This is a genomic window from Microbulbifer sp. HZ11, from assembly GCF_000708675.1.
GTDB lineage: Bacteria > Pseudomonadota > Gammaproteobacteria > Pseudomonadales > Cellvibrionaceae > Microbulbifer.
In genome coordinates, this window is sequence record NZ_JELR01000001.1 from 985,811 (window position 1) to 1,002,215 (window position 16,405).

The window sequence follows — 16,405 nt, forward strand, 5'->3', positions numbered from 1 at the left end:
CAAGACTGCACCAGGGGCCGGGTTCAGGCAACCTCTACCGGGTACCCCAGGGCCTCCAGGCTTTCCACGGCCAGATCCAACGACTGCATATCGACCTGTCTGTGCAGCTTCACCTCACCGAGGTAATACTCGAGGCTGATGATGGCATCGGCGAATATCTCCAGAGACTGCTCGACGCCCGGGGAAACCGTTTTCTGATCGATCACCGCATCCACAAAGTGTGCCAGGCGCTCGACCACAGCGGCCGCCCGGCCGAGACTCAGGACCACCATACCGCCACGCACACTGTTCAGGGTGGTGGACACATTGCGAATATGTCCGTGATCGAAGCCGGATTCAGCGTATGAGGCCAATGCACGTTTAATCAGGGAAAGACCGGCTTCCGCCTCCTTCAGCACCGCCAATTCTGCTTCCTCCAGCTGGCTGCGCTCAAGGGCGATGTCCGCCTGGCCACTCTCATCGAGCTCAATGGTGGAGCGCTGGCGCATGGCCCGGATTGCACTGTCGACAGTCAGTATCTGGTTGGTTAGCTGCTGCAGGGCATTATCCGCCGCGCGGCCACCCACCTGGGCACAATTCTGATAGGCCGTCAGTGAGCCGCCCAGATTTTCACCGATACGGCGGAAATTGAGCAGTATGAGGGTGTTGGAGATACGACGGAGGGTTTCCACCAGCCCACCTTCATCATCCAGCCCGGTCATGCCCACCATTTCTGCGTCATCCAACAGGCGGCGCACTCCGGACAACTCTTCTTCCAGCGCACTGGCTACCGCGGCAATTGCTGTGGCACCCGGACCGCCAAGACTCGCGCGGTCACGCTCAAGCTCCGGTTCACGGTAGGACAGAGGGCGGACGCTGAATACCTGCAGCAGCTTCTCCCCCTGCCCGGAAGGGCCTGCCAGAGCCAACCAGTAGAGGCACTCCTTGATCAACACGGGGGGGGCTGGCTGGTCCAGCGCCGCATCACCGTCGCGACAGATATTGCGCAGCCGGCGATCAAGCATGCTGAACACCATCACCCGCTGACGATTGACCAACATCTCGCGGCTGGCCATGGCAGCGATTGCGGTTCCCGCAACCGACCAGAGCTTGCCATTCGGACGCCCGGCACACACGCTGGCTATTCGCTGCAGCGCACGGGCCATCATGGTGTACGCAGGTCCCCGCGGCTTCCCCTTCAGCAGCGCGAGCAGGCCAACCTGATACATATGACGGAAACGGCGTACGAAGGTCTTCAGGTCTTCCGACATGACAGCGGAGGAAACGGCACCGGGCACTGTCGCATCAAGACGACAGCGCAGAAAGTGACTTTCGGGCACTGGCGCCTGCGCCCTGGCCAGACGCAGGCTATTGATATAGGGAACCAGCAGCTCCGGGCGGGGGGTAGCCCGGTTCTGAACAAAGTCCAGATAGCGGGTCATCACATAAAACGCAATGCCAAGGCTTTCCAACAGTTCCTGTGGGGACTGCTGACGGTCCTGCAACAGGTCGCCCATGGCTGTCAGCATTTCCTGAGCAAGTAGCTCGGCCGCACTCAACTGCACCATCTGCAATACACCAGACACCTGGCGCAGACTCTGGATACACTTTTCCAGTGCCAGTTTATTCCCGTGATCGGCCGCGTACTGGTCCAGGTGGCCGGTCGCTCCTTCGATACTCGCAACCAGCTCGTCTTTTACCAGACTGACGGAGGTCAGGTTGATTTCGCGCAATCCACTCATTGCCTACACCACTGCAATTCTCGTTATTTTTCACTGCCAGCCAGCCGGGCGCCAACCGCGCACACCTGCAAACCGCTCAATTTATACAAAACCGTAAAAGTGTCCAGATTAAATCAATCCGTTTCTACCGATCAATCGACAAAAACGTACATCCCGCACGAATTGGTAAAACCAATTGAATTTCCCCACAAAAAAAGGTAGCTTTGCCGCCGGTCCTCCCGGCGGTACCGGCAGGGGGCTCAAAGAGAACCAAGGAAGTAGTATTAATGAACGCTCTTAATGACACCCTGCCGGCAGCAGGTGGCGGCATCGGTCGCGCATTTACCGACAACTTTCTCGGAGAGGCTCCAGACTGGTACAAGCTGACCATCGCCCTCTTCCTGATCCTCAACCCGATCCTACTGTACACCACTTCTCCTTTTGTGACCGGGTGGGTTCTCATTGGTGAATTTATCTTCACCCTGGCCATGGCTCTAAAGTGCTATCCACTGCAACCCGGCGGCTTGCTGGCAATCGAAGCCGTACTGCTGGGAATGACCAGCAGTGAATCTGTTTTTCATGAAGTCACGGAAAATATCCAGGTCATCCTTCTACTGATGTTTATGGTGGCCGGCATTTACTTTATGAAAAGCCTGCTTCTGTACGTATTTACCAAATTGCTGGTTTCGGTGCGCTCAAAATCTGTGCTATCGCTACTGTTCTGCGGGGTTTCCGCGGTACTTTCCGCTTTCCTCGACGCATTGACGGTAACCGCAGTACTGATTGCCGTGGCAGTGGGCTTTTATGCGGTCTACCACAAGGTCGCCTCCAATCGGCAGACGCACCCTGAACACGACCATTCAAGCGACGATGGCGTGGTCGAGTACCACCGTTCTGACCTTGACCAGTTTCGCGCCTTTCTCCGCAGCCTGATTATGCACGGGGCAGTAGGCACCGCCCTCGGGGGCGTCTGCACCCTGGTAGGTGAACCGCAAAATCTTCTGATTGCGGAAAAAGCCGGCTGGGACTTTCTGCAATTTTTCACCTATATGGCTCCGGTCACCATGCCGGCGTTCGCAGCTGGCTTGGTCACCTGTTTTCTGCTCGAGAAGTCCAAAATGTTCGGTTACGGTGCAAAGCTGCCAGATGCCGTGCGCGAGGTTCTGTCGAATTACGCCGCCGAACAGGAGCGTAAACGCACCCAGCGCGATATTGTTGAGCTGTGGGTGCAGGGTATCGTAGCGGTCATTCTGGTACTCGCCCTGGCGTTCCATGTCGCCGAGGTAGGCATCATCGGCCTGATGGTTATTGTGCTTCTGACCGCTTTCAACGGCGTTATCCAGGAAGCCCGGATTGGCCACGCCTTCGAGGAGGCACTGCCGTTCACCGCACTGCTCGTGGTGTTTTTCGCCATCGTCGCCGTGATTCATCAGCAGCACCTGTTCGCACCGGTAACGCACTTTGTGTTGAGCCTTGAGCCCGAGCAGCAACCGGGCATGCTTTTTCTGGCCAATGGCATTCTGTCGATGATCAGTGACAACGTGTTTGTTGCCACCGTTTACATCAATGAGGTGAAGGATGCACTGACAGCCGGCGAAATCACTCGCGAGCATTTCGATAAGCTGGCGATAGCGATCAATACGGGTACCAACCTGCCCAGTGTCGCAACACCGAACGGGCAGGCAGCTTTTCTGTTCCTGCTGACATCAGCCCTCGCACCACTGATTCGCCTGTCTTATGGCCGCATGGTGATCATGGCACTGCCTTACACCATCGTTCTCACCATCGTTGCACTGTTTTGCGTCGTTTACGCACTTTGATTCAGCCCGCGGGGAGCGGCGCGGAGCGAGAACATCCGCAATAAAAAAAGGGGCCCAAGGCCCCTTTTTTTATTGCAGCAAAGCAGACACTCACCAAAAATGCTTACCGCCCGCCTTTTCCAGCTGCCCGAGAAACTCCTCGTGGGCCTGCAACTCATCGGCGCTTGCCCGCACTACCGGCAACGGCGCCCGCTGCGCACTTAAGCGGCGAATGGAACCCGCCTCCTGTGCCTGGCTTTCGGGATCGTCATCATTGGAAGCATCGGCACCGGCGAGTGCGAGATCCGTCTGCCCACCAGTCATCATCAGGTAGACGTCGGCGAGAATTTCCGCATCCAGTAGTGCGCCGTGCAAATCTCGCTGGGAATTATCGACGAAATAGCGCTTGCACAATGCATCCAGATTATTTTTCTGGCCGGGATGCTTTTCGCGCGCCAGCGCCAGAGTATCCAGCACCCCGCAGTGAGCCGTCACGCTCTGCCAGCGAGGGCTTCCCAGTCGCTTCAACTCGGAATCAATAAACCCCACATCGAACGGCGCATTGTGAATCACCAACTCTGCACCATCACAGAAGGTCATGAATTCATCGGCAATCTGCGAAAAAATCGGCTTGTCGACGAGAAACTCATTGGTGATCCCGTGGACCTCGATCGCGCCATCATCCACCTCGCGCTCCGGATTGATGTACTGATGGTAGTGACGACCGGTCAGCTTGCGGTTGATCAGCTCAACACAACCTATTTCAATAATCCGGTGGCCGGACTTCGGGTCCAGACCTGTGGTTTCCGTATCCAGAACTATCTGACGCATGGTTTAGGACTCTCCCAACTCATCTATGCCGCGATTGGCCAACGCATCGGCGCGCTCATTGCCTGGATCGCCGGCGTGCCCCTTCACCCAGTGCCAGTGCACTTCGTGTTCACCGATAGCGGCATCCAACGCCTGCCAGAGATCCGCGTTCTTTACCGGTTTCTTCGCAGAAGTCTTCCAGCCATTTTTCTTCCAGTTGTGTATCCAACCGGTAATACCCTGGCGGACGTACTGGGAATCCGTATGCAGATCCACTCGACAGTGCTGATTCAGAGCCTGCAATGCCTGAATGGCCGCCATTAACTCCATTCGATTATTGGTCGTCAGCGACTCACCGCCACACAGCTCTTTTTCTGCATCGCCACTCATCAGCAATGCTCCCCAGCCACCGGGGCCGGGGTTTCCACGGCAAGCGCCATCGGTGTATATGGTGACCTGTTTCAAATCGTACTCGTTTAGAATTTTTTGACTGGTTGCCGAGCAGGGCGTGTCAGCGCTTACTGTTCCGACCCCGCTTGTGTGAGGGCAGTGGCTTGAGCCTGTCTCTCGCCGCTATGCGTGGACTGCTGGGCACAACACTCAGAGCCGGCTTTTTCTCACCGCGCCAATTGAGCTTGATCGTACGCATCCGCGCCACTTCTTTGCGCGCGACTATGATGTAAAAGCCTCCCCACGGCAAGTGCCACCGGGTCCCCACACGCTCCATCCACGACGTCTTGGCAAGAAGGTCCCCATGCGTCAGGGGTAAACGGAAGAAACCGCGCTCAATCTCGCCAGACTGAAGATCCAACAGATTCATCCAGTCGGCGATACGCGCAGCGCGTAACTGGTTGCCGGACTGATATGGACTCGACGATCGAAACAGGCGTGTGAGCCCCAGCAAGGAAAATGGATTGAAGCCAATCAGAACCATATGCCCACCGGGTATAAGCACCCGCGCCGCTTCTCGCAAAACCTGGTGAGGTTGCGGAGAAAAATCCAACAGATGATGTAAAACTGCCACATCGATAGATTCTGAAGGAAGCGGCAATTGCTCAAACTCAACAAGTGCAGCCCCCTGGCCTTGCGTGCAAGGGCTGAGCTTGAAGCGGTGATTGATACGACTGCACGCGGCGAAATCCACCTGCCGGGCCACACTGGCCTGCATCAGGTGATAACCAAACAGCCCCTCCACCACTGGCTGAACCAGTGCCAACTGCTGGGTCAAAATCTCCCGCCCCAAACCACTGTCGAACCAGTCACTCAGCGCCGGGCAGGACTCGGCGAGCGGAGCTATGGGCGCTTTCCCGCGATAGAACAGGGATTTTTTTCCCGGCTTTTCCGGCATCCGCGTCATCTCCAGCTCCTTTTCCCGTCATCCAGTTCCCGTCATCCAGTTCCCGTCATCCAGCCATTGCCACCCTATGGTCGCACGCCCCTTCCAACACTGACCAGTCACACTGGTGACAACATTCTTCCTGCCGCAGCATTGTGCCTATGTTAGGGTTCGCCAATCATCCTTAGGTTAGCGGGGACAGCCAATGATCACAATCCGCCCGATCCCGGCATTTAACGACAACTATATCTGGCACTTACAGGAAAATGGAGAGCACTGGGTAGTGGATCCGGGTGACGCCGCACCGGTAATGGCGGCATTGCAGGGGCAGCGTCTCACCGGCATTCTCCTGACCCACCACCATTTCGATCACACCGGCGGTGTAAGCGCTCTCACCAGCGCCTTTGACTGCCCGGTTTACGGCCCCGCAACCATCGAAGGCGTCACCCACCCACTGGAGGAAGGTTCCCGGCTTACCCTACTCGGCAGACATTGCAGGGTTTTTGAGGTGCCAGGTCACACACTCGATCACATCGCCCTGCTTATGGAGGATGGCGCTGAGCGGTACCTGTTCTGCGGCGACACACTGTTTGCCGCCGGTTGCGGGCGCCTGTTCGAGGGCACACCGGATCAAATGCATCAATCTCTCTCCAGACTCGCGGCACTGCCCTCGCACACGCTCGTCTACTGCACCCACGAGTACACACTCGCCAACCTGGCGTTTGCGCTGGCCGCTGAACCACAAAACCAGGAATTGATCGAGCGCCAGCAGGCCGCCAGAGCACAGCGCGATCGCGGTGAGCCCACCCTCCCGTCCACTATCGGTCTGGAACGTGCCACCAACCCCTTCTTGCGCACCGCGGAACCCAGCGTTCGCCAACAGGCCCTGCAGCGTGGGGCATCGGCCAGCGCGGATACTGTGGAAATTTTCGCCACCTTACGCCAATGGAAGGACGTTTTTTGACCAAATTCCATTGACCGGAACCAATCCCCCTCTTTAGAATCAGACAATTACAAATCAAAGCTCAAGTGTATTATTTGGCGACTTGATCCCGAGGCCACATCTGTCAGCAGCACTTTCTGCTGGAGGCCCGGGGCCTGCCAGAATCGCATCCGAGGAGCGCTGGGCGCGCTTTGCAGGATTAGAGAGCCACAAGATAACAACAGATCGTGGACACCAGAATGGTTTATAAGAAGTTTGCCGTTGCGCTACTGGCAGCGGCCGTGGGGGCCTGCACGCAGATTGATTCTGCACCGCAAAACGCAAACTCCTCTCAGAAAAATGGGGCCGCTCAAGACCTGACCACTGGCGGGAGCGAGCACAACGAAATCAGCCAGAACATCTTGAACGTCACCGAGCCGGCCCTGCCGCCGGACGATATCTGGCAACGTCTTCGACAGGGATTTACCCTCGACCGTGAAGTCCATCGCCCCAAGGTAAAAGATTACGTAAAATACTTTTCTTCCAACCAGGGCTATATGGCCCGGGTAACGGAACGCTCCCGCCGGTATATCTTCCATGTCGCCGAGCAGCTGGAACAGGATAATATTCCACTGGAATTTGCCCTGTTACCGATTGTCGAGAGCGCCTACGACCCCTTCGCGTACTCTCATGCCCAGGCATCCGGTATGTGGCAGTTTATCCCTGCAACGGGCCGCTCATTCGGACTTCACCAGAACTGGTGGTATGACGGCCGCCGCGACGTGGTGGAATCCACCCGCGCCGCATCGGAATACTTCAATTACCTGTCCGCAAAATTCGACGGCGACTGGCTGCTGGTCCTGGCCGCATACAACGCCGGAGAAGGGACTGTTCGCCGAGCCCGAGAGCGCAATGCCCGCCAGGGCAAGGGCACCAGCTTCTGGGACCTGAAATTACCTCGCGAGACCCAGCGATACGTACCGCAATTACTGGCACTTGCCGAAGTGGTATCGCGCTCAGACCACTACCGGGTTCCACTGCATGATGTTGGCAACGAACCCTATTACGCAGCGGTCAATGTGGGCAGCCAGATCGATCTGGCCCAGGCTGCCGAACTGGCCGGTGTGGAAATTGAAGAGCTGCATCTGTTGAACCCCGGGTTCAACCGCTGGGCCACAGACCCGGACGGAAACCATCGCCTACTGGTACCCCGCGATAAAAGTGCTCGATTCATTGAAGCACTGGAAAAACTCCCTGCAGACCAACGTGTCAGCTGGCAACACTATCGGGTGGCCCGCGGGGATTCTCTGTCGGTGATTGCACGCCGCTACGAAACGACAATTACAGCCATCCAGCAGGCAAACAAGCTGCGCGGCAGTAGCATTCGAGCAGGTCAGACTCTGCTGATACCCAGCGCCTCAGGACCCAACACCCAATACGCCTACGCCATTGACCAGCGGGTAAAACGCCGACAGAACTCAGGGAAGGGGCAGAAAACCAACTATACCGTTCGCCCTGGCGACACCCTTTGGGCGATCGCCCGCAAGCTGGATGTGAAAGTGCGCGAACTCGCCAGCTGGAACAGCATGGCACCGGGGGATACCCTGCGCCCGGGCCGCCAGCTGGTCGCCTACAGCAACAGTGACAGCAGCGACAGTAGAACGACCCGCAAACTCTCCTACCGGGTACGCAACGGTGACTCCCTCTACCGTATCGCACGTAAATTCAGCATCGACATCAGCGATATTGTGCGCTGGAATAAAATCAGTAAGAACAGCTATCTACAGCCTGGCCAAAGACTGACCCTGTTTGTGGATAGCGCCAACAACGGTTAACGAAACAAACTTTTCCAGCAGACATAAAAAAACCGGCGAGATTCGCCGGTTTTTTTATTCAGCAATCAAAGCTGGCAATCACTGAGCCTGTTCCGCACGGAATATTTCTACATCCGCCTTACCGGCCAGGAACTGCTGCACTGCCGCAAGCTCTGCACTACCCTGCATCGAAGCCAATTGCTGTAGTAGTGCATCTCGTTGCTCTTTGCTTTGCCGCGCCAAATCGCCCGCACGTACAGCACGTAACTGAACAACCACCACATCGCCGCTGGGCAGAGCGAACTGCTCTAGTGTGCGTGCTCCCGGGCGGGGTTCATTCATCGCGAATACTTTGCTCACGACCTCACCCCGTGCACCGAAGCCACCACGGCGAGTCTTATCACTAGTCTCCAGCGTCAGGCCTTCTGTCTCAGCGACGCTCGCCAGCCCCTCACCGGCGGCTGCCTGTTCGCGAATCTGCTCAGCCTTGCTTGCGAGTTGCTCACTGGCTTTTTCGCGTTTCAGCTGCTGGACGATCTCTGCCTTCACCTCTTCCAGCGGCTTTACACCGGCGGGTTTGTGCTCGACAACACGCAACACCACAGCGTGATTTTCGGTAAGGTTCAGCACGTCGGAAGTATTACCATCCTCCAGCACCTCCGGTGCAAAGGCCGCAGAGATTACCTGACCCTCACCAGTGATACCGCTACCTCCCTGACGAGAGAATAGTGCAGATTTCTGCACACTAACGCCCAACTCTTCCGCCGGCGCTGCCAGCGTTTCCGCGTTGTACGCAAGGTCACCCAGGCGGCTGACCGCATCGACAAATTCGCGTTCCGCTGCAGCATTGCGCAAGCGAGAGGAAATAGCCGCTTTGCGCTCTTCGAAGGTCGGTGGCTCCGCATCCGCAATTTCGATCAGCTTGATAAAGTGGGTTCCACCATCGGTTTGAACCGGGCCGGACACCTCACCTACCTGCAATTCTGCCAGCGCGTCTTCAAACGCTTCAGGGAATACATCACCAGAAGTAAAGCCCAGGTCGCCCCCCTCTTCGCTGGACACAATATCGTCGGAATACTGTTTTGCCAGCGCCTCAAAGGATTCACCTTCGTTCAGCTTTGCCTGCACTTCCGCGATCTTGGCTTGCGCGGCCTCGTCATCCCCTTCTACCAGGATATGTGCGGCATGACGACGAACATTAGCCTCGAAGTTTTGTACCTCCTGCTCGTACTGAGCCCGTACGTCCTGCTCAGAGATATCGATATTCTCCGCAAACTGCTCAGGCGTCAGCTCGATGTACTCAATCGCTACCTGCTCCGGGCGCTGGAACGAGGCCTGATTTTCGCTGTAGAAGGCGTCTACCTCTTCGTCGGCAATTTCGATGCCCTCGAGTAATGGGGAAGCAGACAGCGTAACGTAATCAAAGTCGCGCTCCTCCATGGATACCGCCACGATGTTCTCCGCATCGGTCCGTGTGCTGAACGCAGTGTCGGACACGCTGCTTATAAACTGCTGCATCACCATTTCCTGCTCAAGCAACTGACGGAATCCTGCAGGACTGTACCCCATGCGGCGCAGCCCCTCGCGGAACATCTGCTGATCAAACTGGCCGTTTACCTGAAACCCGGGCATCTGCACAATTTCTTTATCTACAGCGCCGGTGCTCATGGCCATGCCGCTATCCAAGGCCGCCTGGCGCATGACTGCGCTATTAACAAGCTGCTGTAGCACGGGGCCGCGCAGCTGCTCATCGGTGAGCAGATCGCTTGGTACATTTTCGCCGTATTGGCTTTCGATCATCGCGCGGCGATTCTGAATCGCCCGTTGCAGATCCAATTGGGTAATCTTCTCCCCATTTACCTCCGCCACTTTGTCGGCGGAGCCACCACTGGCACCGGTGAAGAAATCAATCCCACCGATCACCATGATAAATCCGAAAAACGCCGCAACAATAATGGCGGCCGTTCCCTTCAGGTTGTCACGCATGGACTGAAGCATATTCAGCTCCGAAATTAACTCTTGTCAGTATTCAGGCAGATCAATCTTTATTGTTGTATCGATCTCAGGTCCAGGGTTTGCTGAGGCCGATCAGGACAAATTATCTGTTGATCCTGTTTACAATTTTTTCTTTCACAAACAAAAAAGGCGCATCCAGATGATACGCCTCTTTGAAGCATTGCTTTTACAAGGCTTCTTAGTTCACCGCGTCTTTCAAAGCTTTACCAGCTTTGAAGTTCGGGATTTTAGCCGCTGCGATTTCAATCGGGTCACCAGTGCGCGGGTTGCGGCCGGTGCGGGCAGCGCGCTCTTTAACAGCAAAAGTACCAAAGCCAACCAGAGCAACCTGATCGCCTTTCTTCAGTGCGTCGGTAATGCTGTCTACCATGGCGTCCAGAGCGCGGCCAGCAGCTGCCTTAGGAATGTCGGCAGACGCGGCGATGGCTTCAATCAGTTCGGACTTATTCACGCTATATCCCTCTGTTCTTTTCTAGGTCTAAATGGTCTAAATAACTAGATTCTGCATCCGGAAGATCCTTCCGGACGTGATTTCCAGGTGTCTTTTTCAGGTCTGTTGCAACCCCGTTTTACAAGGCGCAATCGTGCATTTTTAGCAGTCGATTTTTAATCGCCTGCGGCTCCCCCGCAGCGCAACAAGCCACGTTTTATACCAACTGCCTGTTGGTGGGTCAAGGAACCATGCGGCTTTGCGGGCAGTTGGACAATTTTGAAGCGCACTTGTTCAATCAACGGTCGGCAAGTTCATTTTTTAACCTGCAGCAACAGCAGGTCGCGTACTCTACGCGACTTGCTGCCGAGGTTTCAATGGTTTTTTTGCCGACCGGATGGCTGGCCTTTTAGTGAGTTTGCACCGAGCGCTGGGAGCGCTCATCCGCCTGCTTCTGCAAAGCAGAGTACTCTTCATCACTGAGCGGGCTGGGCATGGTTTCCAGCGCGTACTCCAGCACCTGATCAATCCATTTTACCGGCTTGATCACCAAATCCTGCTGGATATTGTCAGGAATATCCTTAAGGTCACGCTCATTGTCCGCGGGAATCAGAACGGTTTTGATACCACCGCGATGGGCCGCCAGTAACTTCTCCTTCAGCCCCCCGATGCGCAACACTTCACCGCGTAAGGTAATTTCACCAGTCATTGCCACATCGGAGCGCACCGGGATGTTGGTCAACACCGATGCCAGAACCGTGCACATGGCGATACCTGCCGACGGCCCATCCTTTGGGGTCGCCCCCTCCGGCACGTGAATATGTATATCACGGGTCTCGTGGAAGTCTGGCGCGATACCCAGCGCCTGCGCACGAGCGCGCACAACGGTCAGAGCCGCCTGAATGGACTCTTGCATCACGTCACCCAGAGAACCGGTTTTAATCACCCGCCCCTTGCCGGACACCGCCGAAGACTCGATGGTGAGCAGTTCTCCACCCACTTCAGTCCATGCCAATCCGGTGACCTGACCAATCTTGTTTTCTTCCTCGGCGCGGCCGTAATCAAACTTCCGCACACCCAACAAGTCTTCTAGCTGTTCCGACTTGATCACCACCTTTTTAGTAGTGGCGTTCCGCACATGCTCGGTGACCACTTTTCGGCAGATTTTTGCCATCTCCCGATCCAAACCACGCACACCGGCCTCACGGGTGTAATAGCGCACCACATCGCGCACAGCCTCATCTGCCAGCTCCAATTCCTCTGGCTTCAAACCGGCGGCTTTGCGCTGCTTTGGAATGAGATAACGCTGGGCGATGTTCAGTTTTTCATCCTCGGTATAACCGGGGATTCGAATCACCTCCATACGATCAAGTAACGGACCGGGAATATTCATCGAGTTGGAGGTGCACACAAACATCACATCGGAGAGGTCGTAATCGACTTCCAGGTAATGGTCGTTAAACGACTTGTTCTGCTCCGGATCCAGCACCTCAAGTAGTGCCGAAGCGGGATCACCGCGGTGATCCATACCCATTTTGTCAACTTCGTCCAGCAGAAAGAGCGGGTTTTTTACCCCCACTTTAGAAATTTTCTGAACCAGCTTCCCCGGTAAAGAACCAATGTAAGTCCTACGGTGCCCGCGAATTTCCGCTTCATCGCGCACGCCCCCCAGGGCCATACGCACATATTTGCGATTGGTCGCACGGGCGATGGATTCGCCGAGGGAAGTTTTACCGACCCCAGGCGGTCCAACCAGGCAGAGAATTGGGCCTTTCACTTTTTTCACGCGCTTTTGCACCGCGAGATATTCGAGGATACGCTCCTTGACCTCTTCCAGACCGTAGTGATCTTTGTTCAGAATTTCTTCTGCCTTGATCAGGTCGTGACGCACGCGGCTGGCCTTTTTCCACGGTACACTCAGCATCCAGTCGATGTAACTGCGCAACACGGAGGCTTCCGCAGACATGGGCGACATCATTTTCAGCTTGCCCAGTTCGGCACGGGTTTTCTTCTCAGCCTCGGCAGACATCCCCGAGTCGGCGATTTTCTTCTCCAGCTCCTCAATTTCATTGGGCTCTTCGGTGATCTCGCCCAACTCTTTCTGAATCGCCTTCATCTGTTCATTCAGATAGTACTCGCGCTGACTCTTCTCCATCTGCTTTTTGACACGACCGCGAATGCGTTTTTCGACCTGGATCAGGTCAATTTCCGAGTCCATCAACCCCAGCAGGTGCTCGAGACGCTCCTTGACACTGATCGTCTCCAGCAGCTCCTGCTTCTGGGGCAGGTCCAGGGACATGTGCGCGGCAATGGTATCTGCGAGGCGACCCGGTTCATCGATCCCGGACAGGGAAGTCATTACCTCGTTGGGCACCTTCTTGCTCACGCTGACATACTGCTCAAACTGGGACATCGCGGAGCGCACCAGCGCCTCCGCTTCCGCCTCGGGTAAATCCTCGGAGTCAATGGGGGATACGGTGGCACGGTAATGCCCTTCCCCTTCGGTAATTTCCTCCACCTTTACCCGGTGGCCGCCCTCCACCAGCACCTTCACGGTGCCATCGGGCAGTTTAAGCAGTTGCAACACACTGGCAACGGTACCCACACGGTAAACGTCTTCGGCGCCAGGATCATCTTCTGATGCCTGACGCTGGGCAACCAGCAATACCTGCTTATCACTGCGCATGGCATCTTCCAGCGCATCAATGGATTTTTCCCGGCCAACAAACAGCGGGATAACCATATGCGGATATACCACCACGTCTCGCAGTGGCAGCAGGGGGTATTCGTTCAAGGTCTCGGATGGCTGGTCCATATAACTCCTCTCGGCCTTCAGGCGGCAGGAACCGCCAGATTGGCAGCGTATTCGTCGTCGCAAGCCGCAGTTCCTGATGCGGTCTTTTGTACGGCTAGTGCCTGTTCAACAGCTAAAGTGGGGGCATACAGCAGAATAACAAGCCTGCACCGCCGTGCGCAGCAAAATTAGTTTAATTCCGCAGAGTCGGCCTTGGTCGCACAAAACTGTAGTTTCTGAATGCCGGCACTGCTTAGCACAAAACCAACTCACCTTTGAGTCGGCAGGACAAAGACGCCAGGGTCATCACCCTAACGCCCGGAGAGCCCGTCGGTGTAGGCAATGCCCAAACGGCAAACATAAAAAAAGCCCCAAAATGGGGCTTTTTCATAGGCGAATGGAGCCAGCTCAGGGCCCGAAGTATTACTCCTCGGGCGCCACTTTTTGCGCCTCGGCCTGCTCATACACCAGCAGCGGTGCGGACTCGCCCTTGATCACCGCTTCGTCAATGACCACCTTGGCCACATTGTCCATGGACGGGATGTCGTACATGGTTTCCAGCAGCACAGATTCCATGATCGAACGCAAACCCCGGGCACCGGTTTTACGCTCCATGGCCTTGGTGGCAACTGCGTCCAGCGCATCCGGACGGAAGTCCAACTCGACCCCTTCCATATCGAACAACTTGCCGTACTGCTTGGTCAAGGCATTGCGCGGCTCGGTGAGAATCTGCACCAGGGCGGCGCGGTTCAACTCTTCCAGAGTCGCGGTCACCGGCAGACGACCAACAAATTCAGGAATCAGACCGTAACGCACCAGGTCTTCCGGCTCCAGATCCAGCAGCACTTCGCCGAAGTTACTGTTGCTATCCTTGGACTTTACTTCCGCGGAGAAGCCGATGCCACCCTTCTCGGAACGATCGCGAATCACCTTGTCCAGCCCTGCAAATGCACCACCGCAAATGAACAGGATATTGGAGGTGTCCACCTGCAGGAACTCCTGCTGCGGGTGCTTGCGGCCACCCTGAGGCGGAACAGAAGCGACGGTTCCTTCGATCAGTTTCAACAGAGCCTGCTGCACACCTTCCCCGGACACATCACGAGTGATCGACGGGTTGTCCGACTTGCGGGAAATCTTGTCGATCTCATCGATGTAAACGATACCCTGCTGGGCCTTTTCCACATCGTAATCGCACTTCTGCAGCAGCTTCTGAATGATGTTCTCGACGTCCTCACCAACGTAGCCCGCTTCGGTAAGCGTGGTCGCGTCAGCGATGGTGAACGGCACATTCAGCAGTCGCGCAAGGGTTTCGGCAAGCAAAGTCTTACCACTGCCGGTAGGCCCAACCAGCAGAATATTGGATTTACCGAGTTCCACATCGTCTTTACCTTTTACACCTTTACTGGTGCGCAGACGCTTGTAGTGGTTGTATACCGCAACTGCGAGCACCTTTTTGGCGCGCGCCTGACCAATGACATACTGGTCGAGGATTTCGGTAATTTCCTGAGGAGTCGGCAGACGGGAATCGTCGCCATCGACGGTTTCCTGCACCTCCTCACGGATGATATCGGTGCAGAGTTCGACGCATTCGTCACAGATGTATACAGAGGGGCCTGCGATCAGTTTGCGCACTTCCTGCTGGCTCTTGCCACAGAAGGAACAGTAAAGGAGTTTGCCGTTATCGTCTCCGCTGTTCTTTTCAGTCATCTAAGTACTCCGTGGTCTCATAGCCAGCCAAAACTCGGCGGCAAATAGGGTTCATAGCCAAGATGCGGTCTTTTGGCAGGATTTTCAAGCTTTTTTATTCTCTCCTCCGGGTACGGCGGTAGCGCTGCCCCACAGTTCCCGCTATGGCTTGCGGAAATCCGCGGGACAACCCTCCCCTCACCCTCGGGTATTTTAGGGATTTGGTGCGCAGTCAGTCCGACTGCAGTATTACTTGCCCAAATTCTGACGCTGGGCCAGCACATCGTCGACCAGACCATATTCCTTGGCTTCGTCGGCACTGAGGAAGCGGTCGCGGTCGGTGTCGCGCTCGATATCCGCCACGCTTCGACCTGTGTGATGCGCCATCAGCTCATTCAGGCGCGCGCGGATTTTCAAGATTTCCTGAGCGTGGATATGAATATCCGACGCCTGCCCCTGAGCACCACCGCTGGGCTGGTGAATCATCACGCGGGAATTTGGTGTCGCGTAGCGCTTGCCTTCCGCGCCCGCCGTCAACAGAAAAGCCCCCATACTACAGGCCTGACCAATACACATGGTGCTGACGTCAGGTTTGATAAACTGCATGGTGTCATAGATCGACATTCCAGCCGTCACCGAACCACCCGGGGAGTTGATGTACAGGTGAATGTCTTTGTCCGGGTTTTCCGCTTCCAGGAAAAGCAGCTGCGCCACCACCAGGTTGGCCATATGGTCTTCGACCGGGCCCACCATAAAAATCACGCGCTCTTTCAACAGACGGGAGTAAATATCGAATGAACGCTCCCCTCTGGCAGTCTGCTCCACCACCATGGGCACCAGGCCACCAGTGGCGAGAATTTCTTTGGAGTTCATTGGATTATCAAAATATGCCATGGATACGATGCTTCCTTTTTCGGCGTATTAGGCGGGTCAGAACGCATGTGCTCAAAAAAGACACACTTCTGAAAAATTCGCTCAACCTGAGCTTAACCGCTCATTCGCAATAATGCCAGATTGACACTCGCGCCACCGAGCTGAATATACAAAACCCATAAACGAAAACGGCCACCCGAAGGTGGCCGCCTTAAACACTATCGA

12 protein-coding genes are annotated in these 16,405 nt (G+C 55.8%); 3 read left to right on the forward strand and 9 right to left on the reverse strand.

What is annotated here, in order from left to right; translation table 11 throughout:
* Positions 1-23 precede the first annotated feature (23 nt).
* The gene (locus AU11_RS04345; RefSeq protein WP_043316735.1) at positions 24-1,721 is read right to left on the reverse strand and encodes a hypothetical protein; all 1,698 of its coding nucleotides are present in this window, start codon (positions 1,719-1,721) and stop codon (positions 24-26) included.
* A gap of 266 nt (positions 1,722-1,987) precedes the next feature.
* Between AU11_RS04345 and nhaB the strand changes: the two genes are divergently transcribed.
* Positions 1,988-3,520: a sodium/proton antiporter NhaB gene (nhaB, locus tag AU11_RS04350; RefSeq protein ID WP_051686945.1), complete on the forward strand. Its 1,533-nt coding sequence runs from the start codon at positions 1,988-1,990 to the stop codon at positions 3,518-3,520.
* Positions 3,521-3,610: 90 nt separating this feature from the next.
* Here nhaB and dnaQ read toward each other — a convergent pair whose 3' ends face one another.
* The 3 genes from dnaQ to AU11_RS04365 are packed head-to-tail and all read right to left on the reverse strand — an operon-like array spanning position 3,611 to position 5,666.
* Positions 3,611-4,330, reverse strand: coding sequence for a DNA polymerase III subunit epsilon (gene dnaQ, locus AU11_RS04355; protein ID WP_043316737.1), 720 nt, complete (start codon positions 4,328-4,330; stop codon positions 3,611-3,613).
* Positions 4,331-4,333: 3 nt separating this feature from the next.
* Positions 4,334-4,774, reverse strand: a complete 441-nt coding sequence (gene rnhA, locus AU11_RS04360) for a ribonuclease HI (protein WP_081847926.1) — start codon at positions 4,772-4,774, stop codon at positions 4,334-4,336.
* Between the two features lie 46 nt (positions 4,775-4,820).
* Positions 4,821-5,666, reverse strand: a complete 846-nt coding sequence (locus AU11_RS04365) for a class I SAM-dependent methyltransferase (protein ID WP_231491529.1) — start codon at positions 5,664-5,666, stop codon at positions 4,821-4,823.
* 184 nt (positions 5,667-5,850) lie between these two features.
* Here AU11_RS04365 and gloB point away from each other — a divergent pair, with 184 nt between their 5' ends.
* Complete coding sequence (gene gloB, locus AU11_RS04370) at positions 5,851-6,609, forward strand: hydroxyacylglutathione hydrolase (protein ID WP_043316745.1); 759 nt, start codon at positions 5,851-5,853, stop codon at positions 6,607-6,609.
* A gap of 218 nt (positions 6,610-6,827) precedes the next feature.
* Positions 6,828-8,402: a LysM peptidoglycan-binding domain-containing protein gene (locus tag AU11_RS04375; RefSeq protein WP_043318143.1), complete on the forward strand. Its 1,575-nt coding sequence runs from the start codon at positions 6,828-6,830 to the stop codon at positions 8,400-8,402.
* 78 nt (positions 8,403-8,480) lie between these two features.
* Here the strand turns inward: AU11_RS04375 and AU11_RS04380 are convergent, their stop codons facing one another.
* The 5 genes from AU11_RS04380 to clpP form a co-directional block, all read right to left on the reverse strand.
* On the reverse strand, positions 8,481-10,379 hold the full coding sequence (locus AU11_RS04380) for a SurA N-terminal domain-containing protein (protein ID WP_043316746.1): 1,899 nt from the start codon (positions 10,377-10,379) through the stop codon (positions 8,481-8,483).
* A gap of 196 nt (positions 10,380-10,575) precedes the next feature.
* Positions 10,576-10,848: an HU family DNA-binding protein gene (locus AU11_RS04385; RefSeq protein ID WP_010132873.1), complete on the reverse strand. Its 273-nt coding sequence runs from the start codon at positions 10,846-10,848 to the stop codon at positions 10,576-10,578.
* Between the two features lie 388 nt (positions 10,849-11,236).
* On the reverse strand, positions 11,237-13,642 hold the full coding sequence (gene lon / locus AU11_RS04390; protein ID WP_043316749.1) for an endopeptidase La: 2,406 nt from the start codon (positions 13,640-13,642) through the stop codon (positions 11,237-11,239).
* A 402-nt stretch (positions 13,643-14,044) separates the two neighbouring features.
* On the reverse strand, positions 14,045-15,328 hold the full coding sequence (gene clpX, locus AU11_RS04395) for an ATP-dependent Clp protease ATP-binding subunit ClpX (protein ID WP_043316752.1): 1,284 nt from the start codon (positions 15,326-15,328) through the stop codon (positions 14,045-14,047).
* A 228-nt stretch (positions 15,329-15,556) separates the two neighbouring features.
* Positions 15,557-16,201, reverse strand: coding sequence for an ATP-dependent Clp endopeptidase proteolytic subunit ClpP (clpP, locus tag AU11_RS04400; protein ID WP_043316754.1), 645 nt, complete (start codon positions 16,199-16,201; stop codon positions 15,557-15,559).
* Between the last annotated feature and the right edge of the window lie 204 nt (positions 16,202-16,405).

Bases quoted from the DNA above. Each gene is read 5' to 3' on its own strand.
- AU11_RS04375 (WP_043318143.1), top strand. From the start codon at position 6,828: ATGGTTTATAAGAAGTTTGCCGTTGCGCTACTGGCAGCGGCCGTGGGG.
- dnaQ (WP_043316737.1), bottom strand. From the start codon at position 4,330: ATGCGTCAGATAGTTCTGGATACGGAAACCACAGGTCTGGACCCGAAG.
- gloB (WP_043316745.1), top strand. From the start codon at position 5,851: ATGATCACAATCCGCCCGATCCCGGCATTTAACGACAACTATATCTGG.
- AU11_RS04380 (WP_043316746.1), bottom strand. From the start codon at position 10,379: ATGCTTCAGTCCATGCGTGACAACCTGAAGGGAACGGCCGCCATTATT.
- clpX (WP_043316752.1), bottom strand. From the start codon at position 15,328: ATGACTGAAAAGAACAGCGGAGACGATAACGGCAAACTCCTTTACTGT.
- clpP (WP_043316754.1), bottom strand. From the start codon at position 16,201: ATGGCATATTTTGATAATCCAATGAACTCCAAAGAAATTCTCGCCACT.
- nhaB (WP_051686945.1), top strand. From the start codon at position 1,988: ATGAACGCTCTTAATGACACCCTGCCGGCAGCAGGTGGCGGCATCGGT.
- AU11_RS04365 (WP_231491529.1), bottom strand. From the start codon at position 5,666: ATGACGCGGATGCCGGAAAAGCCGGGAAAAAAATCCCTGTTCTATCGC.
- lon (WP_043316749.1), bottom strand. From the start codon at position 13,642: ATGGACCAGCCATCCGAGACCTTGAACGAATACCCCCTGCTGCCACTG.
- AU11_RS04345 (WP_043316735.1), bottom strand. From the start codon at position 1,721: ATGAGTGGATTGCGCGAAATCAACCTGACCTCCGTCAGTCTGGTAAAA.